Origin of the sequence: Bacillus cereus group sp. MYBK227-1 (assembly GCF_051916325.1) — a bacterium.
GTDB lineage: Bacteria > Bacillota > Bacilli > Bacillales > Bacillaceae_G > Bacillus_A > Bacillus_A cereus.
On the sequence record NZ_JBQAGK010000002.1, the window covers coordinates 305,098 to 329,072 of the forward strand.

Below are 23,975 nucleotides of genomic sequence, written 5' to 3' on the forward strand. Positions count from 1 at the left end.
CTGATAACGAGAATTATGTAAATGAGCTGTCCATATGGGGCAGCTTTTTTGTTTTTTGCTCAGTGTAGCTTTTTAAATTGTATATGAATTCAATATTAATAATATATATCCTAAAATTGGTTTTTGTATTTTGGGATTTTTTTCTTTTTACCTACATTAATTATTTATTAGAATATCTTTTATGTTTAAAATAAAATTTTTTGATAAAAGGGGATATAAGTATTTTTATAATAAGTCACCTAGAAAAACAATGTATTATTGTATTTTTTTACTAACTAATTCAGCTTTAAGCGATAAAAACAATGGCTACATGCTAACTGTAAAATATTATCCATATAAAATTATTCCGCTTTAATATTTCTGAAAATATAAAAATATTAATTTTATAAATATACACGTTATAATGAGGGCGTCGAGAGAAATTTTATTATCTCTGGAGAAAATATAAAAAATGCGATTATTAGTAAGAAAGGTGTGTGATTAGAGGCGAAATGTATGTAATGTGCTTCAGTGGCTTGTGTGAGCAATATCATCAGTGCTACCGAAGTTATGAAAGTAATGTATAGAATTGAGAAAGAAATGCCTCGCAAATGAAGAGAGGCCGGTTTAGCTAAAATTACTGTTAAAAGTAAAAAAGAGAAACCATTAAAGTAATACACTGTTATTAGAAATGTTGCAACGTATTTATGAAGTCTATTCTATATTGTTCTCTTAAGGGTTCTTTATATAAAGAGCGGATATTACGAGTAAACTTTTTTGTGAACGCTAACAATTATATTAGGACGCTAATTAGCGAATGTTTCAATTTGGATTCATTATGATGAAGGACATACAATGTGGGGCAACTTGTAAGGAATTCATTTTCCAAAAAGGGAATATTTGTTAGGTGCAAAGAGAGATGCAGGAATAGATACAAGGGGGAGTTATTATATGAACGGGAATACTGCAAAGAAAATAGAAGTTCAAGCTGAAAATACCGCACTAAAAAATGAGCAATATGCAGATCCGAAAAAGTGGCATAAGCAGGATACTACATGGGCACTCAGTCTATTTGGAACTGCAATTGGAGCAGGGGTGCTCTTTTTACCGATTAATGCAGGTTCAGGTGGTTTATTATCTTTACTACTAATTACATTGCTTGCATATCCAGTTATGTACTACTCACATAGGGCACTTGCTAAAATGATATACGCTTCTAATTCTGCTGATGAGGGGATCACAGGTACAATTAGAGAGTATTTCGGAAATAAAGCGAGTATCATTTTTAACATCGTATATTTCGGTTCAATTTATACAATCGTACTAATGTATTCGGTTGCGCTTACAAACACTGCAAGTAGTTTTATCGTGCATCAATTGCACATGCCAGAACCTCCAAGAGCTATTTTATCACTTGTATTAGTTCTTGGTCTTATCGCTATACTGAATTTTGGTCAAGATATTACTGTAAAGGTAATGAGTATGTTAGTGTATCCTTTCATAGTTTCTCTACTGTTTATCGCAATATCTTTAATTCCACAGTGGAATACGTCAATGCTTAGTTTTTCAGCTGTTTCAACTGCTTCAACAGGAACAGGCTATTTTGGGACGATATTGATGATTCTACCAATCATCGTATTCTCATTTAATCATTCACCTATGATTTCATCATTTGTTGTGAAACAGAGAGCTACGTATGGAATCGAAGCCACTGATGCTAAATGTGCGCAAATACAAAAGGTTTGTTATATCATGACATTCGCTGTTGTTATGTTCTTCGTTTGGAGTAGCGCATTGAGCTTGACTCCAGATGATATAAAAATGGCAAAAGAACAAAACTTATCAATTCTTTCATATCTTGCTAATGAGCTTAATTCGCCTGTAATCACTATTGCAGCTCCAATTATTGCTTTTGTGGCTATTACAAAGTCTTTCCTAGGCCATTATATAGGAGCATTTGAAGTAATGCGTGACATGATTATTAAGTTTGGTAAATCACGTGGAAAAGATATTGAAGAAAAAACAATTAAGACAATAATTCTTACTTTTGTTGTATTATCATGCTGGTTTGTTGCTTATACAAATCCAAGTATTCTTGGACTTATTGATTCTCTAAGCGGTCCTTTAGTTGCTGCTATCTTATGTCTATTACCGATGTATGCGATTCAAAAAGTGCCAGTACTAGCTAAATACAAAGGGAAAATGAGCAACGTATTTGTTATTATTGTAGGTGTACTTACAGTTTTAGCAAGTATTAAGTCATTATTTTAATTCACTACTGTTGGTTTTAGTATCAAAATAGTTGGATCTGAGAAAATAAGGAGCAAGTTTTGAATAGTTTTTTTCAAAACTTGCTCTTAAAATATTCTAAGGAATTAATTTTACAAATAAGTTTATTCATATTAGTCATCTAGCGTTTTGGTCATATACTCATCCAATGTTATCAAGACCTAAATCGAAAAATTTTAAATATCAAGCGCCTAACGTATTATATATCCCTAATATGTTAGGCGCTTTTATTTTGGATAATAAATTTTGAACCTGAATTTGAATAGTATATTTCTCTATTTGATGCTTATTTAATATTGTAAAATGTGTATTGAAAATTCGAGGTTTTAAAAGTATCATATACATATTCAAACATTTGAAGATGTATATGATACTTTTTGAAATTGAGGAAAAGTAACGGAGGGATTTCAATGGGAAACGAAATGCAACAATTTAAAGCAGATTTCTTTAAAGCCTTAGCACACCCTTTGCGAATAGGTATTTTAGAATTATTGTCAGAAGGTGAAAAAAGCGTAAACGAAATTCAAGATATTTTAAATAAGGAAGGCTCAGCTGTTTCTCAGCAATTAAGTGTACTACGTTCAAAAAATATTGTTGTTGGTAGGAAAGATGGAAAAAGAGTTTTATATTCTTTACGAGACCCTATTATTGTGGATTTATTGGTGGTTGCACGGAAGATTTTCAACAACCATTTAATCGATACGATTTCAATGTTAGAAGAGCTAGATGAAGCAGAAAGTGAAATGATGGCCAAGGAGGGATAGGTTGAGTATTGAGGTTAAGAAAGAAGATATCATCCAACATGGGATTGAAACATTTCGCTCATTAGGAGCTCATTACGTTTGTGAAGTTTGTATAAAAAGTGGAAATTCTTGTTGTTTTTCATGCCAACATTTACAAGATGGAGTTGGATGTCGAAAAAGAAATACTGCTTGTACAGCTTGGTTATGTGGAATTCAAGGTTTTTTATTTGATCAAATAGGATTACTGGATGAATGGAATCGTTTTTGGAGTGAAATTCCAGGACAAATGTTTCGTAGAGATATTACTCCAGATAAGGTAAGGATTAGATCGTTTATTGATACGAAGAAGCTAGATAGTCGAGCCGGAGAACGTTTAGCAGAAAGATTGAAATTCTATGTACAACAAGGTGGAGATATAGGTGAATTGGAGTGTCATTTAAGTAAAACATATAGTAAATATTAGGATGTTTTTTATTTTTGTGAAAAGGACAATTTTCTGTATAAGGGACCGAGAAATACATTTGTAATCCAGATCTATTAAAAATAGAAAAGAAGGGTTTGTAATGAGAAAGTTATTTACAGGAAGGTTTGAAGGATATTCATTAGCACATTTTCAAAAGGATCTTCTTTCAGGAATGATTGTTGGAGTTGTTGCGATTCCACTTGCTATGTCTTTTGCTATAGCCTCTGGTGTTAAGCCAGAGTATGGGATTTATACAACCTGTATTGCTGGAATACTCATTTCACTGTTTGGTGGTTCGAAGTATCAAATTGGAGGACCTACAGGTGCTTTTGTTCCGATTCTTTTAGGAGTTGTAATTACCTATGGATACGAAAATTTACTACTCGCGGGTTTGTTAGCTGGAATTATTTTATGTCTTATGGGAATCTTCAAACTAGGCTCTTTAATTAAGTTTATTCCACGTCCTGTAACAATTGGCTTTACTTCAGGTATTGCTGTTATTATCTTTACGGGACAAATTGCTAGTTTTTTAGGTTTAACAGGTATAAAAAAGCATGAGGAATTTCTAGCGAATTTGAAGGAACTCTTCACTCATATCAGTACTACCAATTTTTATAGTGTTATAACTGCTTTGATTTGCTTTTTTGTTATACTCATAACACCAAAGATTTTACCAAAAGTGCCTGGTTCATTAGTAGGTGTTGTTATTTCAACTGTAATTGCAACTGTATTTTTCTCAGGTCATGTACCTACTATTGGTACAGCATATGGCACGATTCCAAATACACTTCCTCAGTTTGATATACCAGAAATCACATTAGAACGTATAAAACAGTTAATTGGTCCTGCATTTGTTATTGCGATGCTCGGTGGAATTGAGTCGCTTTTATCCGCTGTCGTGGCAGATGGTATGACAAATAGTAAACACAACAGTAACAAAGAGCTTGTCGGTCAGGGGATTGCAAATATTGTTACCCCGTTATTTGGCGGGATTCCAGCAACTGGAGCAATTGCTCGTACAGCGACTAATATTAAGAGTGGGGCTGTATCTCCGATGTCGGGTATTATTCATGGGGGATTTGTGTTATTGACACTTTTACTGTTAGCTCCATATGCTTCACATATTCCTCTTGCTAGTATGGCTCCCATTTTAATGGTGGTAGCTTGGAATATGAGCGAACAAAAACATTTTTATCACATACTCAAAATGAAGACAGGAGATTCCCTTGTATTACTAGTAACATTTTTACTTACTGTATTTACTAGTTTAACAACAGCTGTGGAGATCGGTCTTATTTTAGCTGTTATTTTGTTTACAAAACGTATGAGTAATATGCTTGTTATATCTAAAGTGCTTCCTGATCATACAAAAAAGAATGAAAAATTGTTATCGCATGTGGTAAATAAAGCTCATGATTGTCCACAAATTAGTATTTATACAATAGAAGGCCCATTATTCTTTGGGGCTGCTCAAACATTTGAACAAAATATTTTAGCGACTATTCATTATAAACCTAAAGTTTTAATTTTACGTATGGGAAAAGTTCCTTTTATTGATACCACAGGAGAGTCTTACTTTAGGAATATTGTTCAGCACTTCAAAAAACAAGGTGGCGTACTTCTTATTTCTGGAATTCAATCAGAGCTAAAAGCCAATCTAGATAAGAATGGATTGTACGCTGAGATTGGGAAAGAAAACTTTTTTGATCATACCGGGGAAGCAATTAATTGTGCTTTAGGACATCTGAATACAAAAAAATGTATAGGGTGTAAGCATTTTGCTTTTCATGAGTGTACAGGGCTTTCTCAGCAATCTCAGGAAATCAATACAATAAAGAATAAAGTAAATGCATTAGATTTTTAAAAATTTCACTTCACATACAAAGTTTGTTTGATTTCATCTACTTTTTCATCATTTTATTAAAAAATAGAGAAGAAGAAAGTTTGCTTTGGAGAATGTAGAGAAGATTTTTTACAAGGTGTGAACAAGTAGTTTTTTTATACATTCAACAAATAAGTATCAAACAGTAAGAAGAGAATATTTTCCGTATATTTAAACGGAAAAGGGAAATTAAAAATAATATTTATTTAATAGAATACACGAAAACGAGTGGAGGAAATAAAAATATGTCTAATTTACCAAATTGTCCAAAATGTAATTCAGAATACACTTACGAAGATGGGAATCTTTTTGTTTGTCCAGAATGTGCTCATGAGTGGACTTTAGAATTAGAAGCTGAAAATAGTGAAGATACAAAGGTAATTAAAGATGCAAATGGAAATATTTTAAACGATGGTGATTCTGTAACAGTAATTAAAGATCTTAAAGTAAAAGGAACTTCATCAGTTGTAAAAATTGGTACAAAAGTAAAGAGTATCCGATTAGTTGATGGAGATCATAATATTGATTGTAAAATTGATGGTTTTGGAGCTATGAAATTAAAATCTGAATTTGTTAAAAAGGTATAAATACAATTTTGTTACATCAAAATTAGTTTGAAGTTAATGAATATACACTGTTTTTCAGCTGTACCCCGTGCCCAACAACTTAAGAATTTCGAATTACCTTGAAATGATAAAAGGAACTTTGGGTTATGATTCAGCAGAGTTTTTGGGGAGTACCATGAAATTTTAGCTTGCTAGCAATATAGTACTGCCGAAATATTTGAAATAGCTATAAGACTATTCTTTCGATGGTATGATGAAAGATGTGGAAAAGGAATAGGTATCAATCAGACCTCAATATTAACCTTCACTATTAGCAACAAAAAACCACCTCTCATAAAGGTGGTTTTTCAGTATTAATATATTTTAATTAGTCACGTCTAAATGGCCCTTTTGGAGCAATTAGCTCTAAATTAGTACCATCTGAATCGGGGAAGTAGGCAACTCCTGTACCAATTCCAGATTTCTAGCCATCTTCTTGAAAGATAATTGGTTCTCCATATGGGTGCTATCTTATGCCCATCAGGCTAACAAAATGGATTGCCTCTGAAACAAAAAAATGATTTTTATTACTATAAAAAACGTAAAGTATCTGTTTTTAGAAAAAATTAATTTTTATAAATTGATGGAGATATAACTCAATTCTTTTATATATTTAGTTAAATATGATTGTCAGAATGAACTTAAAGTAATTATGATTTCTAGAAATGCGAACTGATGTTTTGAATTGGTTTAAAGTTGCTAGAACAAAATAAAACCAATTGAGCAAAAAAACTTGCAAAAATAAAAAGAGAGATGTATATTAATTGATGTATCAATAATTGATATATCAATTAATATTTTGACAAGAAAGAAAAGGAACATTTTATGAAGGAAATGTTCGTAAATATCAGTGGAGAAGAACGCAAAATACTTATTCATGTTCTATTACAGATGCAAAAAAATGTAGAGAATATTAAAGAATAGAGAGTGTAGGGGGCAGAATAGTGTGGAAATAATCGCAGCTATTTTAGTCGGGATCGTAGCATTAGAACATTTGTTTATCATGATCCTTGAAATGTTTTTTATTAATTCAAAAGTAGCGAAACGTGCTTTCAAATTACCGAAGCATTTAGAAGGAGATCGAAACGTAGCCATTATGTTTGCAAACCAAGGTTTATATAATGGATTTTTAGCGGCTGGTCTCATTTGGGGACTTGTACTTGGAATCAATCCAATTGGTTATATGGTCCAATTATTTTTCGTGATTTGTGTGGTGGTAGCAGCTATTTTCGGAGGTTTCACATCTAATAAATCAATTATTGTGAAACAAGGACTTCCAGCTGTTTTAGCACTGGTTGCCCTTTTATGTATGATATAGAATCAAAGTTTCTCAATAAAAGAACTCATTTTTGAAAAGAATACGCTATTCTTTCTTTAAAATTATAGGAAAGGATGGCGTTTTTGTATGTCTATTTCTGTATCTGATGAATTACAACCATTGAGCAAAAAAGTTAGTGATTAAAAATATTATTCTTTAGTACATACATTTTTAAGATGTTAAATATATTTCATAATAGTCTCTGTAAGATAGGGATAAGTAGAATAGTACTTTAAAGTACCTATAGCACTTTAAAGTGCGTACTTTTTATAACTTTGAATATCATTCATAATAGCACCAGTAAGAAGAAAACAAGCTTTACGGTACTACTAGTTACCAACGATGTTACAGCAGTTTATTTAGAATCAGATTGATTGAAGGGTTGTACTATATGGCCTAATAATTTCGAAAAAATGTCGGTGTGGCATAAAACAATTATGGAGGTTAAAGATATGAGCACTTCAAATTTGAATGAAATAAGTAAACAAATTTTAAAAGAGGAGGAAACGCTTCAATTTTCCTCTTTTACAAATGAAGATGCCTTGCAACTAGGTTTATTTATCGTTGAAACAGCAAAGCGAGAGGGGAAATTGATTGCTGTTGATATAACGAAAAATGGTGTGCAATTATTTCATTTCAAGATGACAGGGACAAATGCGGAAAATACGAAATGGATTGAGCGTAAAAAACGAGTCGTTTCCCTGCATGATCGTAGCTCGTATTATATGCAGATACAAAGTGAAATAACTGGAATTTCATATAATGAAAAATATCTTTTAGATACTTCGGAATATGCTGCGTTTGGTGGATGCTTTCCTATCAGGATAAAAAACGTAGGGGTTATTGGAATGATAACAGTTTCAGGATTACCACCAGAAGAAGATCACGAATTGGTAGTAAGAGCAGTTAAAAATCATTTGAACCAATAGTTGTAACTAGTCAATAGATAATTAAATTTAGGGGGCAATACTATGCCATTAATCGAGCTAAATACTTGGCCAACCATGTCAACAGAAGAAAAGAAGGAATTTATTTATAGTGTAACGGAACTTACAATAAAACTATTAAAAATTGTCCCTGACAAAATTCAAGTGTTGATAACGGAACTTGAGAAAGAAAACTGGGGGAAAGCTGGGGCTGTAGCAAGTGATGCTACCTTTGCTGTGAAAAGTAGGGTGTCCGATTGGGAGACAAAAGAGTCTTACGATACACTAGGTCGTAACGTTAATGGAATGGCTATTATTAAGGTTGATATATGGAATACATTTGATCAAGAGACAAAGGATAAGTGGGTAAACGAACTTACACAAGTAACATCTAAATATACTCATGCACCTTTGGATAAAGTGCTAATTCTTATTCGTGAAATGATTCCAGGGAACTGGGGACAAAGTGGTGTAACAGGAGCTAATGCAGATTTCCTTTCTAAAAGTCGTACATTTTAATCATTAAATAAAAAAGGCAAAAATGAACACATTTCTGTTCGTTTTTGCCTTTTTATTATTTGTCTGTGGTAATGAACATGATCCTTTATATGTTTAAGTAATATTCTCTAAAGTTGCCTCTACGGGAAAGTGTATTTCTTCATTTGAAAGTCTTTTTCATGGAATGTAGATTTCAATTTTTGAGCAAAATAAGCTAGGTTATATAAATGTTACTTTTTAGTACCTATAGTACTTTAAAGTACGTACTTTTTATTAGGGTGATTATCATTCATAATAGCACATGTAAGAGAGAAACAAGCTTTACGGTACTGGTAACTAACTATGTTACTTTTTAGTACCTACAGCACTTTAAAGTACGTACTATTCATTGTATTGAATATATTTCATAATAGTACATGTAAGAGAGAGACAAGCTTTACGGTACTAAAAAGTACCTATAGTACTTTAAAGTGCGTTCTTTAAAAAAAGAATGAAACCATTCATAATAGCGTTTGTAGAGATTAAATATGTTTTTTAGAAGATAAAAGGGCCTTTTTATCGCACTATTATGATAGGAATTATAGGGAAGAGGGGAAACTCAATTGAATTCATATACAGCATCGTCTTCAGAAGTTCAGACGAATCGAAGAAGTATATTTGCGTTGTTAGCGTTAGCAATTAGTGCGTTCGGGATTGGGACAACTGAATTTGTTAGTGTCGGTTTATTACCATCTATTTCGGAAGATTTACATGTGTCGGTTACAACGGCTGGTTTAACAGTTTCTTTATATGCGTTAGGCGTAGCGTTTGGGGCTCCAGTATTAACGTCATTAACAGCTAATATGTCACGAAAAACGTTATTAATGTGGATTATGATTATTTTCATTATTGGTAACGGAATCGCAGCGGTAGCAACAAGCTTCACTGTATTACTTATTGCGCGAATTATTTCTGCACTTTCGCATGGTGTGTTTATGTCAATTGGTTCAACAATTGCTGCGGCACTTGTCCCAGAAAATAAACGAGCTAGCGCGATTGCGATTATGTTTACTGGTGTAACAGTTGCAACTATTACAGGTGCACCAATTGGAACATTTATTGGTCAACAATTTGGCTGGAGAACATCATTTTTAGCAATTGTAGTAATTGGAATTATCGCCTTAATTGCAAATAGTATTCTCATTCCATCTAATATGAAAAAAGGTGCGTCTGTATCATTCCGCGATCAATTTAAACTGATTACGAACGGAAGACTGTTACTAGTTTTCATTATTACTGCATTAGGATATGGGGGAACATTCGTAACTTTTACGTATTTATCTCCGTTATTACAAGAGGTAACAGGATTTAAAGCAAATACGGTTACTATCATTTTATTAGTGTATGGAATCGCCATTGCGATAGGGAATGTGATTGGCGGAAAATTATCGAATCATAATCCAATTCGAGCGCTATTCTACATGTTCTTTATTCAAGCGATTATACTATTTGTTTTAACATTTACGGCACCATTTAAGGTAGCTGGGTTAATCACAATTATTTTAATGGGGCTATTCGCATTTATGAATGTTCCAGGGTTACAAGTATATGTCGTAATGTTAGCTGAACGATTTGTACCGAGTGCTGTCGATGTTGCATCGGCAATTAATATTGCGGCGTTTAATGCTGGGATTGCTCTTGGTGCTTATTTAGGCGGTATTGTAACGAACTCGTTAGGGTTAATTCATACAGCTTGGGTAGGCGGCATTATGGTAGTAGGTGCTGTTATTTTAACAGCATGGAGCATGACATTAGAAAAAAGAGATCAAGTAAAATAAAAGGAGAGAAAATAAAATGAAAAACTTACAAAGTAAAACAGTATTAAGTAATGGTGTGGAAATGCCTTGGTTTGGTTTAGGTGTATTTAAAGTAGAAGAAGGACCAGAACTTGTAGAAGCGATTAAATCAGCAATTAAAGCAGGATACCGCAGCATTGATACAGCTGCAATTTACGGAAATGAAGCAGCTGTAGGTGAGGGGATTCGTGCCGGTATTGAAACAACTGGTATTTCAAGAGAAGAATTATTTATTACTTCAAAAGTATGGAACGCAGATCAAGGATATGAAGAAACGATTGCTGCATACGAAGAGAGCTTAAAAAAATTAAAGCTAGATTATTTAGATTTATATCTTGTTCACTGGCCTGTAGAAGGGAAATATAAAGATACATGGAGAGCGTTAGAAACACTTTATAAAGAAAAGCGTGTACGTGCAATTGGCGTAAGTAATTTCCAAATTCACCATCTGCAAGATGTAATAAAAGATGCAGAAATTAAGCCGATGATCAATCAAGTAGAATACCATCCTCGTTTAACACAAAAAGAATTACAAGCTTTCTGTAAAGAACAAGGTATTCAAATGGAAGCATGGTCACCACTTATGCAAGGTCAATTATTAGATAATGAAACATTACAGGCTATTGCTGAGAAACATGGTAAAACAACAGCACAAGTGATTTTACGTTGGGACCTTCAAAATGAAGTGATCACAATTCCAAAATCAACGAAAGAGCACCGCATTATTGCAAATGCAGATGTATTTAACTTTGAATTAACGAAAGAAGATATGGAAAAAATCGATGCATTAAATCAAAATCACCGCGTTGGTCCAGATCCTGATAACTTTGATTTCTAATAGAAATGAGTAAAAAGAGTGCAAAAATTGCACTCTTTTTTTATTGAATAGACTATAAAATGTTTCTGTTTATATTATGACTTTTAAATTACTTTAGACGAGCTAAAGAACTGATTAACAGTATTAAAGTTTGACATAAAATAATGGATTCTATATTATATATGCTATAGCATGTAAATTACGATTTATTTAGAGGTGGCATATGGACTTATATGAGTTAACAGGACATCTTGTTCATCATACGGATGTGAAGTTAACAAATTATATAATGTAAGTTTTTAATCACATATTGCTTATAAAATTTATCCTTTGTATGCTATAGCATACAAAATACACCTCTTAACTTGTAATGTTCAAAATTTAAATAACATAGTAGAAAATTCATGAAGCGAGGAGATTTTAGTAATGGAAAAATTCATATTAGCGTTTGATAGAGAACTTGTAATTGCAGAAAAAAAAGACTCAACATGGAGCGTCCAATCGCAGTTTGTAGGTGCGAATCCGGTTGCATTAGCTTCAGATCCATACGATCCAGAAAGAATGTATTGTGGTACCTTTGACAGGGGATTATGGAGAAGTAAAGATGGAGGAAGTTCATGGGAAGCGATTGGTGCGTTACCTTCCTTTGGTGAAGTGTTCCCAGCAAATGCTATTCATATGAGAGCTATTACAGCAGTTTCTGTATCTCCAGAGAAGGGGGATGACGGTAACGGGATTGTATATGTAGGAACTGAACCGAGCGCAATGTTCGTATCCAAAAATGGAGGAGACAGTTTTGAGCTGCTAACTGATTATCGACAAATGCCATCATATTCATCATGGTTCTTTCCTCAAAGAACATATACACACCATGTAAAACATATTGAAATTGATGCTAATAATCCAGAAACTATTTATACGACTATTGAGGTTGGGGGATTAATTAAAAGTGTAGATGGAGGTAAGACATGGACTGAGGAAAAAGAGGGGAACTATCCTCAAGATATTCACATTCTTACATCACATCGCAATGCCCCAAATCGTTTATACGGGGTGTTAGGTGATTCATTCTTGAAAGAACCAGGTCAAGAGTATGCGGAGAGTAATGATGGAGGTAAGACGTGGAACTATATGTGTAGTGGGCTAAAGCATCATTACGCATATCAAATGGCAGTTAACCCAAATGATCCAGAAAATATTATCATCGCGACATCTTCAAATCCACACGTAGCGCATGATTACAATAATGGAAATTGTGAATCATTTATTTATAAGAAAGAAAAAAATCAGTCTTGGGCAGAAATGAATGTAGGTTTACCAACTCCTAAAGGCACAATCATACCAGTATTAAAGGCAACAAGTGATGGAACGTTTTATCTGTTTAGCAATAAAGGAGTGTATCAGTCAGTAGACGGTGGTTCAAATTGGACATCATTAGAGATTCCTTGGGAGAATAGTTTTATGGAACAACATCCTTATGAGATGTTAATTATTAAATAAGTGACAGGTATAGTTTTTACTACTATTCATTGGTAATGTTTAGTTGAATTTAAATTAAAAATGTAAAAAGCCAGGTAATGTGTTATTCATGCTACCTGGCTTTTTTGACCAGCAATTTAAGGTTATTTTCATATTTGTGTAAATATGAAACAAGCAGGATACATGAATAGAGAATGGGTAAAATAATACCGAATGATCACTAGATTGTATCAATGATGCTATAAGTGTTTTTTTAGGGAAACTGAAGCAAGAAGCAGTGGTTTAGATTCAGAATGACTAGCAATTGGTGTTATGGTGTTCAATGGTTCAAAAATGAACTCATTTCAACTCATATTATCTTCGCAATGTATCATTTTGAAGAATATTAAAACTTAGGAGGAAATGAATTATGACAAAAGATTTCTATACTGCACTGAAAGAAAGACGTACTTATTATGGAATTAACAAAGAGGTACAAGTATCGGATGAAAAAATTAAAGAAATTGTGGAGTTTGCTGTGAAATATACTCCATCAGCTTTCAATTCTCAAACTGCGCGATTAGTTGTATTATTTGGTGAAGCTCATGATAAATTATGGGATATTACAACTGAAACATTAAGAAAAGTAGTTGGAGATGGAGATTTCTCAGGAACGCAACAAAAAATGGATTCTTTTAAAGCTGGTTATGGAACAGTACTATTCTTTGAAGATGAGGCTATCGTTAAATCGCTTCAAGAAAAATTTGCTGCATATGCTGAAAACTTCCCAATTTGGTCACACCAAGCATCAGGTATGCACCAATTAGTCGTGTGGACAGGTTTAGAAGCAGAGGGATTAGGGGCATCTTTACAACATTATAATCCATTAATTGACGATGAGGTAAAACAAGAATGGAATGTTCCTGCTAATTGGAAACTAATTGCACAAATGCCATTTGGTAATCCAACAGCTGCACCAGGTGAAAAAGAATTCCAACCACTTGAAGAGCGTGTGAAATTTCATAAGTAATATTCAAATGCAATAAAATGGAAATTTAATTAGTGGTGGTCTTACTGTCCGCAAATAGCGGGATAAGCTAACTGTATTGCGAAAATAAAACTGTTTAGTTACAAAAATTCTATTTATTATTTCTGTTAATCGAGTATGTATTAATAAAAGTTGTTAAAATCACTATTTTAATCTTTAAAGGAACAAGGTGATCGGTTTGATCATCTTGTTTCATTTCTTAAATTTTATTTTATTTTATTTTATTCATTAAAAAACGCTAGCTTTTCATAAATGCTTGAAAAACTAGCGTTTTAATAATAGGTATCTGTAATTTGATTACTTAAAACTATATACGAAAAAGCTTTTATGTTATTCCTCAAGTTCTATCCATTCCTGTGACCATTCTTCTATTCCGCGAATAATAGCTTCTAAAGCAAATCCTTTTTGAGTTAAAGAATATTCTATACGAACTGGTGTCTCAGGAAAGACTTTACGTTCGACAATTCCTTCTAGTTCTAATTCTTTCAATCTTTCTGAAAGTAATCTTCCGCTAACAGGAAGAGAAGATTCAAGCGTACAAAAGCGCTGAGATCCAGAAAAAAGTTGGTAAATAATTAGTGCTGTCCATCGTTGGCTAAAAAATTTCATTCCTTTTTCAAAGCGAGGGCATAATGTAGAATCATTCATTTTCCTTCACCTCCTAAAACAAATTATATAACATCTTACTATTAGTAACAAATGTTTTTATAATTAATTACTTGACGTAAATTAATTACGAATGTATACTCACTTACATAAAGTAACTAAGTTGTTTTATGTAACTAAAACTCTTTTCTTTAAATGGCCAAAGTTGTAATGATACATATTGCATATAAGCTGAGAGAAAAAAGAATAGCATCTGTAAAAACACTTACGTTGTGTAAGTTAAACAATAAAAAATATAACAATGGAAGAGAATTTTTAGAGATTCTCAATACTAGGAGGTACCTAATGGTTACAACAGATACAATTCATATGTTAGAAGATAAAATTCAATTTATACATCAAGATGGAAAGGATATTTATTTAGTAGGACCTATCAAATTGCCAATTAATTTATATGGGGAGACTAAAATTTTCCAATGGTATTCTTGGTTACAATGTAGTGAGGTTACAAATAGTGTAGAAGGAATTATCAAAAAACTCTCATCTATTAATTTAGCTGATATGCAGCAATCTAGTGTGCTTGTATATGGTGATTTTGAGAATTCTGAAGATGCCCTAATTCGTATGCATAGTATTTGTCACACCGGTGATATCTTTGGTAGTAAACGTTGTGACTGTGGATTCCAATTAAAGCAGTCTTTACAAATGATTACAGAACATGGTTCAGGTGCTTTATTTTACTTAGCGAATCATGAAGGAAGAGGAATTGGTTTGTTTAGTAAAGCAATGACGTACCTCTTGCAAGAAAATGGGTTAGATACAGTAGAAGCTAATCTGAACCTAGGCTTTGAAGATGATGTTCGAAACTATGATGATACAATTGAAGTATTAAAAGCGCTACGCTCAAAACCTGTAAAACTTATTACAAATAATCCAAAAAAATTAGAAGCGTTACAAAAAGCTGGATTAAATGTTACGAGTCGTGAACCGTTATGGGGTGATATCTCAGAGTTTAATGAGAAATATTTGCAAACGAAGATTCAGCGTTCTGGACATTTTGAAGGGGGACACTTACATGCTTGAGCATGAATTGTATATGAAGCTAGCACTAGAAAATGCCAAGGCTATGAAGGGACAAACGACTCCAAATCCATTGGTTGGATCTGTAATTGTAAATGATAATCGAATTGTAGGGGTCGGAGCACATATGAAGGCCGGAGAACCACATGCCGAAATACATGCGATACGTATGGCTGGAGAACAGGTACGTGGTGCTACAATCTATGTAACTCTTGAACCTTGTTCTCATCATGGTAGAACAGGGCCTTGTGCTGAAGCAATTGTACAAGCAGGAATTAAGAAGGTAGTAGTTGCTACACTTGATCCAAACCCGCTTGTTTCTGGACGTGGAATTAAAATTCTACAAGATGCAGGTATTGAAGTACTTGTAGGAGTGTGTGAAGAAGAATCTAAAAAAATGAATGAAGTCTTTAATAAATATATTTTGACAAAGCGTCCATTTGTAACGATTAAATCAGGAGTTACATTAGACGGTAAAATCGCTACGTCTTCATCGGATAGTAAGTGGATTACATCTACAGAAGCAAGACAAGAAGTACACCAAATACGAAACGAAAATGCGGCTATTTTAGTAGGAGCGAATACTGTTCAAAAGGATAATCCATCATTGACAACGCGTATTCCAAATGGACGAAATCCAATTCGAATAATATTGGACTCGACATTACGCATACCGATGGAAGCTAATGTTGTTACAGATGGAGAAGCTCCTACCTGGATATTTACAACAAGTAATCATGCAGCGAAAAAAAAGATAGCATTAGAAAATGCAGGAGTTAAAGTATTTGTTACTAGCGGAGAAAAGCATATAAACTTACATGAAATGCTTGATGTTTTAGGGCAAAAAGGAGTTTCCTCCCTGCTTATTGAAGGTGGTGGAGAGGTAAATGCTTCGTTTATTGAAAATAAATTGATGGATAAACTTATATTATATGTCGCACCAAAAATTATTGGGGGCAGATTGGCGCCTAGCTTTGTAGAGGGGACTGGTATTACTAAAATGCAAGATGCAATTGAATTTAAGGATGTATCATTTACCCAGGTTGGAAAAGATTATAGATTTATTGGCTATCCAGAATATCGGAACATATAAGGAGAATAAAAGCTACTTATATGTTCCGATAAATGGATTGCAGAAAGGAGCGATGAAGAGTGAAGTTTGGATTTGATATCGATGATACATTAATTGATTTAAGGCAGCATGCTTTTCATTTATATAATAAGAAATTAAACAAAAAAGTAGGATTGGATGTATTTCATTCTTTAAAAACAATTGAAATTCATGAAGCATTTGGCATGACTTCGGAGGAAGGCAGTCATATGTGGAATAGTTTGCTGGATGAGATTTATTATACTTCTTGTTCACCGTTTCCATATGCAGTAGAGACATTACAAGAATTAGAAAAACAGGGACATGAAATATACTATATAACAGCACGGCCTAAAGAACATGGAGAGCAAACAAAAAAATGGTTAATAGAAAAAGGTTTTCCGGTACATGAAGATCGCTTTTTCTATGGAATGAAGGATGAAGAAAAAATACACTTCATACAAGAAATAAAATTAAACTATTTCTTTGATGATAAGCCGGCAGTCTTAGAAACGTTAATAGGAAAACCGATAAATGTGTATGCAAAAACTACTTCTTACAATCAACATCTCAATATCCCGCGGATTACAAGTTGGACGGAGTTAGGAGATATTATAAAGAAAGAAATGTGAGGATTTAACTGGCAAATCAAATAGAGCTAAGAGTATATTGAGTGTTACAATTTTAGAGGAAAGACATAGGTGTTATGTCTTTCCTTATTTTTTAATACTATCGTTTTTATTAGTGTGATGTGCTAGGAGTACTTCTAATAGAGAGGAAATAGAAAAATGAGCAATAAGAAAAATATTTTTAAGCTAGTCTTGTATGGTAGTGTAATTTATACATCAATGATGGGTTCCCCTAGTGCCACAATATTTTTGGATATTTTGGATGAGAAGTTCAAGAATTAATAGGGTGTGTTCATAATCATGAATTTTTGGAAAACCAAAATTACAATGTTAGGTTATTTTGAATCAGTAGTGGATGATATGCAAAATTGCATATTACAAAATAAACATCGTAATTTTTGGATTCTTGGTATAAAATACATTACTTAAACTATATATTAGAATGGAGAAAGTGAATTGGAATTATTAAGAAACAGTAAGGTTGGTACAAAACTAAACATATTAATAACTATATCAAGTATTGCATGTATAGTATTATCCCTAATAGGGTTTTGGGGATTAGAAAGAGGGAAAAGTACTTCCTCTAATATGTATGAGGATAATTTACTACCAATTGAGTGGATTGGTATTGTAGAATCTAATTTTTATCATGTTAATATGAACTTTATGGAAATTATGGTATCAAAAGATGAAAAAAGAATGAATGAATTAATAAGAGAAATGGACGGAATTCGTCAGGAAAATGATTATCTTTTAAAGCAGTTTGAGGCTAAAGTTATTTCTACTAAAGAAAAAGAATTATATAACACGTTTTATGAAACATTTAATAAATTAAGAACTCAAATGAAGAAAGCGCAAGAATTAGGGAAATCTAATAATGAGGAAGCATATGCATATTACCTAAAAGAGATTGAACCTAATATGCAAAAATCAATAAAATCAATTCGTGAATTAATTTTATATAATAGTAATAATGCAGAGCTTTTACAGAAGGAAAATAATAATAGTGCTCAAAATACAATGATAATGTTTGTTAGTATTTCGCTTTTAGCAATTTTGATAATTATATTAATTGGATATATTATTAAATTAACTATCCGAAAACCACTTGTGTTACTACAAAATGATATGGAAAAAGTAGCAGCTGGAGATTTAACAACACGTACTCCTTATAAAGCAAATAATGAATTAGGGCATATTGTTCAGTCTTTTAATAGTATGTTAGATAACCTTCAACAATTAATTGCGAATGTTAAGATGACAACACAAGAGGTTATTTCTACTACGGAGGGCGTATTACAAGATACAAATCGAGCGTCTAGTATTTCAAATGAGGTTGTACAGACTGTTTTAGAAGTAAAAACAAAAATAGAAGGACAGGTAACTAGTATTCAGGAGAGCTCATCCTCAATGGAAGAAATTACAACAGGGGTGCAAACTGTAGCTGAATCTTCAGCAGTAGTCGCTGAGGTAGCAGTAACGACTACAGAACGAATAAATATCGGTAGTGAAGTGATAAATCACTCTATTCTTCAAATGAATAGTGTGCATGATGTTGTCGAGGAAACATCAAAAGTAATAAATAAACTTGTTACACGTACACAACAGATTGATACAGCTCTCGCTGCAATTACTAATATTGCCGAACAAACGAATCTTCTTGCCTTAAATGCCGCTATTGAAGCGGCACGTGCTGGAGAGAATGGGAAAGGATTTGCAGTGGTTGCCGCAGAAGTTCGAGACTTGGCTGAGCAATCTAAAGAATCTGCAAAGGAAGTGAATCATTTAATAAAATCCATTCAACAAGATACTCAAGATACAGTTAATGTCATGCGAAAAGGCCAACAGAAGGCAGTAGAAGGAAAAGAAGCTGCCCACAAAGCGAATCAAACCTTCTTGTCTATTATGAGAGATATTGATAAGATTACAAGTCAAATTCAAGAAGTATCCGCAGCGACAGAAGAGATGTCTGCTGGTACAGAAGAAGTAAATGCTTCTCTTTCGCTAGTTTCTGAAACTGCAACGGATGTAAAAAAAGAGACTCTTCAAACAGTAAAATCAATTCAATCACAAGCTGTATCAATTGAACAAATATCAATTCAATCTAACAAAATGAAAGAAAAGGTGGAAGAATTAACGGAACTGGTTTCAAAATTTAATATTACAGAATAAGATAATTTATTCAATTACAAATGTAATAACATGTATGAAAACACATGAAGACTTAAGGGGCTTCGTGTGTTTTTTTATTGAATAATGTATGAAATAATATTGGATCATTTCACGGTATTTCAAAAATTTCGGTTTTATATCCATATATGCAAAATTACATATATTTAATGATTGATAATCATGAGCTAATGTAACTATAATAATTACACTAATAAGTAACTTACTGACGACAGTTATAAGTAAAGAAGGAGGGTTTTATTGTATTTTGTATATAAAAAATAGAAAAGGAGATATGTAAATGAAAAGGCTACTTGTTATAGGCATCATGTATACAATGTTTTTCCTCATAGGAAATATACACTTACATGCTGATGAACGAACAAATGTAAAAGAAATTACTAGTTTAGAAGAGCCTACTTGGATATTTCAGGCGGGCATAAGTAAGGGTAAATATCACGATCGACAAGATTTAGGATTTATTTTGCAGAGAAATACACCATTAAAGGTAAGACAAACGAATCCTAATTTTAAAGACAAATTAACATTACGTTTATTGTCTAATGACTCTAAAAATGAAAAATCCATACAAGTAGGAAATGAATGGATTACCATTCAAGGTGATACGCCTTTAGTTCCTTTCATAGATACTCCGTATGGTGAAGAGCACGCTGTACTTGAGTACCAACTAGGGAATGAAAGTGCTACTAAACCCCTTCCCATTTATAAACAACAAGGAAGTGTATCTCAATTTTTTAGTACATGGGATCAATTTGATGGAGAGTATGCGTTAATTCAAGGGGAGAGTTTTCAATTATTTGTACCTAAAAAAGATAAAGAGTTAGTAAGATCTTTAAAAGATTTTCAATCGTTGGATGAGTTAATTGCATATTATGAAGATATTTTTGCGATGTATGATTCAATTATTGGTTTAGATGGCTCAACGGTTGAAAATAAAAAAAGTCAAAATCGTTATTTCTTAAAAGCAGATATATCTGGTGCTGGCGGTGCCTATTATGGCGCAAATTGGACAGCCAATAGTACAGATAGTACAAAGATGTGGTTAGATAAACTAAGTTGGGGAACTTTACATGAAATCGCTCATGGATACCAAGCTGGTTTTGATAATCAAGGAATATTTACAGGAGAAGTTTCTAATAATCTATTTGGTGTTCAATATCAATATAGTAAATACGGCAAAAAAGCAGATCAAGTTGGTTGGTTATTTAATTTTGGGAAGAAGGAACAGGTAGAACGGAATTTATACAATGCTTTAATGAAAGAAAATAAAAATTATGATGATTTAGATTTGCGACAAAAACTTATTCTTTTAACGATGGCGAAACAAAAAGCTGGCGATGAAGCTTTTGCAAAAATGTATCAAGGTTATCGAAAACTAGCTAGCAATGCTGCTTTCAAAAAGGGGGATTATTCTTTACCGGATTTAATGAATCAGTATTATAGCGAGAATGTACAAGTTGATTTTACACCCGTTTTTGAAAGATGGGGCTTTAAGCTTAATCATAAACAAATAGAGATGAATAGGGCGAAAGGTTATCCGGCAATTACTTCTTTAGCGTATATAGTGCCTGAATCACAATTAGCTAAGGCGAGAGCTCTAGTTGATCCTGATATTCCGATAAACTCTAACTTTGAAATAGTTACGAATCAGCAAATTGCTTCACTTGGGTTAAAAGGGAATTTGCATATCCATTTAAATACAAATGAAATAGATACATTGAAAGGAAGAAAGATTAAATTAAAAGAAGGGAATACAGTTGTTCAAGAAAAAACAATTGAAACAGCAGATATCAATTTACAAGACGTACCAAATGGGGTTTATACGGTTGAAATTTCAGGTGAGAAAATGGATAGAATGTATCATTTCCGTTCGTATTATGCCTATGTAAAGGAAAAGGATAATAGTCTAACGATTGATGTTAACGAAATGAAAGTGAGCAATTTGGTAAATGAAACGATTCAATTCCTAGGATTAGGAGATGATCAGTTTGCCGAATTAAATACAGACTTAGAGCAAAAGCGGGCTGTTTTTACGGTTACTACTAAAACGCCTCATAGCTATTATACAGATGAAAAATACGCATCAATAGAGGTGTTTAATGAGAAAGGTGAAAAAATTTATACGAAGGAAATGGAAGGGACAAATGTAACGATTGTAAAAGATACTATTCCACTAAAAGAAGGATATAAAATTAAAATCTATCATGATGAAATAAAAAAACGATTAACTAGTAAAGCTACTATTATTAATCCTATGAATAAAACAAATGAATTTATAATGACAAAATGGGGACTGAAAAATACTTATTTAAAAAATAATCCAGAAGAAAATCTTATGAAAAGAATTGATGAAGAAATGGAAGAAATTATAAGTAATCCGGTTTTAAAAGAGATACCAATGCAAAAATTAGAAATGAAAAAGAATGTGTGGATGGCGATAAATATGTTATCAGAACCACAAAAAATAACGTATATAAATAAATATAAAGATAGCTTATATAATGAGTAATTTTTGAGGAATGAAATGAATCTAAAAGTAAAGACGCAATCTATCTATATTATGAGGAATCACAATTCATAAACAGTAGATAAACATAGATAGTTTGAAATATCTATGTTTCCAATTTTGAAAAAAAACATTTATTTAACTTAATAATAAGATTATAAAGGAGTAAGAATATGAATAATTTCGTAAAGGTAGGTTTAACTACAGGAGTGGTGTTATCGGCGATTATGCCTTATGGAGGAGTACATGCGGCAACAGAAGATTTAAAAGTGGACACAAAGGAGGATACGTTCCGAACAGGTAATTTAACAGCACCTTCTCAAAATTCGGCAGAAAATGTAGCAAAGGATGCACTAAAAGGAAAAACAGAACAAGCATTATCATCAAAGCAAGTTAATACGGAATCCAAAGTTAATTATAATGTTACGCAAAGTCGTAAATCTTATGATGGTACTACATTGGTACGTCTTCAACAAACGTATGAAGGACGTGATGTATACGGATATCAACTAACAGCACATATTAATGATGATGGTGTACTTACGAGCGTTTCGGGGGATAGTGCCCAAGATCTACAACAACAGGAAGATTTGAAACAACCTATTACTTTATCAGAAGAGGATGCAAAGAAACAGCTTTTTAACATCTATGGAAATGATCTTACATTTATTGAAGAACCAGAAATTAAACAAGTAGTATATGTAGATGAAAATACAAATAAAGCTACAAACGCATATCAAATTACTTTTAGTGCATCTACACCTGAATATGTATCTGGTACAGTATTAATTGATGCTTTTGGTGGTAATCTATTAAAAGAACACGTTCAAAAATTAGGTATACAAGTAGATAGTAGTATTGTCCAATCTGCGACAGTAAATAAATCACAAGATCCTTCAAAATTAACAGGTACAGGAAAAGATGACTTAGGTATTAATCGTACGTTTGGAATTACGCAGCGAAGTGATGGAACGTACATGCTTGCAGATTATTCTCGTGGTAAGGGAATTGAAACATATACTGCTAATTATAAAGATTATAATAATTATAGAAGAAATGTATGGGGTTATCTCGATGATTTAGTAACAAGTAATTCTACAAATTTTACAGATCCTAAAGCAGTTAGTGCCCATTATTTAGCAACGAAAGTATATGATTTTTATCAAGAAAAATATGGCCGTAACAGCTTTGATAATAACGGACAAAAAGTAATTTCTGTCGTTCATGGTTGGAACACAAATGGTACGAATAAAGGGAATCCTAAGCAGTGGTTTAATGCATTTAGTAATGGGGCTATGCTGGTATATGGAGATCCAATTGTTAGAGCATTTGATGTGGCAGGACATGAATTTACACACGCGGTTACAAGAAATGAGTCTGGACTTGAGTACGCAGGAGAAGCTGGTGCAATTAATGAAGCGTTATCTGATATTTTAGGAGTAGCAGTTGAAAAGTATGCAAATAACGGAAAGTTCAATTGGACAATGGGAGAACAATCTGGTCGTATTTTTAGAGATATGAAAAACCCATCATCTATCTCTTCTAGATATCCGGAGGACTATAGACATTATAATAACTTACCTATTGATGCTGACCACGATCATGGTGGTGTACACACGAACTCTAGCATTATTAATAAAGTAGCTTACTTGATTGCTAGTGGTGGAAACCATAATGGAGTAAACGTACATGGCATTGGAGAAGATAAAATGTTTGATATTTTCTATTATGCAAATACGGATGAATTAAATATGACTTCTGACTTTAAAGAATTAAAAGAAGCTTGTATTCATGTAGCAACGAACTTATATGGTAAAGACTCATTAGAAGTACAAGCTGTCCAACAAGCCTTTAAAGCAGCTTATATTTAATATTATTGTGATGAATTATAAATTCTTTCATTTTAATATAGTGATTAATTTGTATATATAGACAAAAACCTTGTAGAATTTTTCTGCAAGGTTTTTTTGAATGTTATCCCGCTATTTGCCGGGCAGTAAGACCCCGCCCTAA

19 protein-coding genes and 1 pseudogene are annotated in these 23,975 nt (G+C 32.8%); 18 read left to right on the forward strand and 2 right to left on the reverse strand.

Annotation, left to right across the window (positions count from 1 at the left end; all coding sequences use genetic code 11):
• Window positions 1–930: 930 nt before the first annotated feature.
• The 5 genes from ACTFRM_RS08680 to ACTFRM_RS08700 all read left to right on the forward strand — a co-directional run bounded on the left by ACTFRM_RS08680 (window position 931) and on the right by ACTFRM_RS08700 (window position 5,943).
• A complete protein-coding gene (locus tag ACTFRM_RS08680) occupies window positions 931–2,250 on the forward strand; it encodes an aromatic amino acid transport family protein (RefSeq protein ID WP_001014168.1) in 1,320 nt (439 codons plus the stop codon).
• Between the two features lie 428 nt (window positions 2,251–2,678).
• Window positions 2,679–3,032 (forward strand): ArsR/SmtB family transcription factor, encoded by a 354-nt coding sequence (locus ACTFRM_RS08685; protein WP_000526187.1) that lies wholly within the window; start codon window positions 2,679–2,681, stop codon window positions 3,030–3,032.
• 1 nt (window position 3,033) lies between these two features.
• Window positions 3,034–3,474, forward strand: coding sequence for a hypothetical protein (locus ACTFRM_RS08690; RefSeq protein ID WP_000021460.1), 441 nt, complete (start codon window positions 3,034–3,036; stop codon window positions 3,472–3,474).
• A 100-nt stretch (window positions 3,475–3,574) separates the two neighbouring features.
• Entirely contained in the window at window positions 3,575–5,338 is a 1,764-nt protein-coding gene (locus tag ACTFRM_RS08695) for a SulP family inorganic anion transporter (RefSeq protein ID WP_001228485.1), read from the forward strand.
• A gap of 263 nt (window positions 5,339–5,601) precedes the next feature.
• Complete coding sequence (locus ACTFRM_RS08700) at window positions 5,602–5,943, forward strand: zinc ribbon domain-containing protein YjdM (protein ID WP_000067659.1); 342 nt, start codon at window positions 5,602–5,604, stop codon at window positions 5,941–5,943.
• Window positions 5,944–6,289: 346 nt separating this feature from the next.
• Here ACTFRM_RS08700 and ACTFRM_RS08705 read toward each other — a convergent pair.
• Window positions 6,290–6,424: pseudogene (locus ACTFRM_RS08705) on the reverse strand (VOC family protein); the annotation flags it as partial.
• A gap of 483 nt (window positions 6,425–6,907) precedes the next feature.
• On the opposite strand from ACTFRM_RS08705, the gene ACTFRM_RS08710 reads away from it, so the two are divergent.
• The 7 genes from ACTFRM_RS08710 to ACTFRM_RS08740 all read left to right on the forward strand — a co-directional run bounded on the left by ACTFRM_RS08710 (window position 6,908) and on the right by ACTFRM_RS08740 (window position 13,843).
• Complete coding sequence (locus ACTFRM_RS08710) at window positions 6,908–7,279, forward strand: DUF1304 domain-containing protein (RefSeq protein ID WP_426865918.1); 372 nt, start codon at window positions 6,908–6,910, stop codon at window positions 7,277–7,279.
• 413 nt (window positions 7,280–7,692) lie between these two features.
• Complete coding sequence (locus ACTFRM_RS08715; RefSeq protein ID WP_105559683.1) at window positions 7,693–8,208, forward strand: heme-degrading domain-containing protein; 516 nt, start codon at window positions 7,693–7,695, stop codon at window positions 8,206–8,208.
• A gap of 42 nt (window positions 8,209–8,250) precedes the next feature.
• Window positions 8,251–8,724 (forward strand): tautomerase family protein, encoded by a 474-nt coding sequence (locus ACTFRM_RS08720; protein ID WP_001128308.1) that lies wholly within the window; start codon window positions 8,251–8,253, stop codon window positions 8,722–8,724.
• Window positions 8,725–9,305: 581 nt separating this feature from the next.
• Window positions 9,306–10,520, forward strand: a complete 1,215-nt coding sequence (locus ACTFRM_RS08725) for an MFS transporter (protein ID WP_001089891.1) — start codon at window positions 9,306–9,308, stop codon at window positions 10,518–10,520.
• A gap of 16 nt (window positions 10,521–10,536) precedes the next feature.
• Window positions 10,537–11,376 carry an aldo/keto reductase gene (locus ACTFRM_RS08730; RefSeq protein ID WP_000793565.1) on the forward strand — a complete coding sequence of 280 codons (840 nt, stop codon included), beginning with the start codon at window positions 10,537–10,539 and terminating at the stop codon, window positions 11,374–11,376.
• Between the two features lie 405 nt (window positions 11,377–11,781).
• Window positions 11,782–12,855 (forward strand): WD40/YVTN/BNR-like repeat-containing protein, encoded by a 1,074-nt coding sequence (locus ACTFRM_RS08735; RefSeq protein WP_048518753.1) that lies wholly within the window; start codon window positions 11,782–11,784, stop codon window positions 12,853–12,855.
• Between the two features lie 388 nt (window positions 12,856–13,243).
• The gene (locus tag ACTFRM_RS08740; RefSeq protein WP_000158938.1) at window positions 13,244–13,843 is read left to right on the forward strand and encodes a nitroreductase family protein; all 600 of its coding nucleotides are present in this window, start codon (window positions 13,244–13,246) and stop codon (window positions 13,841–13,843) included.
• A gap of 348 nt (window positions 13,844–14,191) precedes the next feature.
• Here the strand turns inward: ACTFRM_RS08740 and ACTFRM_RS08745 are convergent, their stop codons facing one another.
• On the reverse strand, window positions 14,192–14,509 hold the full coding sequence (locus ACTFRM_RS08745) for a winged helix-turn-helix transcriptional regulator (protein ID WP_001000104.1): 318 nt from the start codon (window positions 14,507–14,509) through the stop codon (window positions 14,192–14,194).
• A gap of 303 nt (window positions 14,510–14,812) precedes the next feature.
• On the opposite strand from ACTFRM_RS08745, the gene ACTFRM_RS08750 reads away from it, so the two are divergent.
• From ACTFRM_RS08750 to ACTFRM_RS08775, 6 genes are all read left to right on the forward strand, one after another.
• Window positions 14,813–15,550 carry a GTP cyclohydrolase II gene (locus tag ACTFRM_RS08750; protein WP_000258858.1) on the forward strand — a complete coding sequence of 246 codons (738 nt, stop codon included), beginning with the start codon at window positions 14,813–14,815 and terminating at the stop codon, window positions 15,548–15,550.
• On the forward strand, window positions 15,543–16,640 hold the full coding sequence (gene ribD, locus ACTFRM_RS08755; RefSeq protein WP_000889436.1) for a bifunctional diaminohydroxyphosphoribosylaminopyrimidine deaminase/5-amino-6-(5-phosphoribosylamino)uracil reductase RibD: 1,098 nt from the start codon (window positions 15,543–15,545) through the stop codon (window positions 16,638–16,640). The genes ACTFRM_RS08750 and ribD overlap by 8 nt, the downstream gene beginning before the upstream one ends.
• 59 nt (window positions 16,641–16,699) lie before the next feature.
• Complete coding sequence (locus tag ACTFRM_RS08760) at window positions 16,700–17,269, forward strand: 5' nucleotidase, NT5C type (RefSeq protein WP_000668224.1); 570 nt, start codon at window positions 16,700–16,702, stop codon at window positions 17,267–17,269.
• Window positions 17,270–17,722: 453 nt separating this feature from the next.
• Window positions 17,723–19,438: a methyl-accepting chemotaxis protein gene (locus ACTFRM_RS08765; RefSeq protein ID WP_000422016.1), complete on the forward strand. Its 1,716-nt coding sequence runs from the start codon at window positions 17,723–17,725 to the stop codon at window positions 19,436–19,438.
• 298 nt (window positions 19,439–19,736) lie between these two features.
• On the forward strand, window positions 19,737–21,965 hold the full coding sequence (locus ACTFRM_RS08770; protein WP_440037150.1) for a putative mucin/carbohydrate-binding domain-containing protein: 2,229 nt from the start codon (window positions 19,737–19,739) through the stop codon (window positions 21,963–21,965).
• A 170-nt stretch (window positions 21,966–22,135) separates the two neighbouring features.
• Complete coding sequence (locus ACTFRM_RS08775; RefSeq protein ID WP_440043217.1) at window positions 22,136–23,833, forward strand: M4 family metallopeptidase; 1,698 nt, start codon at window positions 22,136–22,138, stop codon at window positions 23,831–23,833.
• Window positions 23,834–23,975 lie beyond the last annotated feature (142 nt).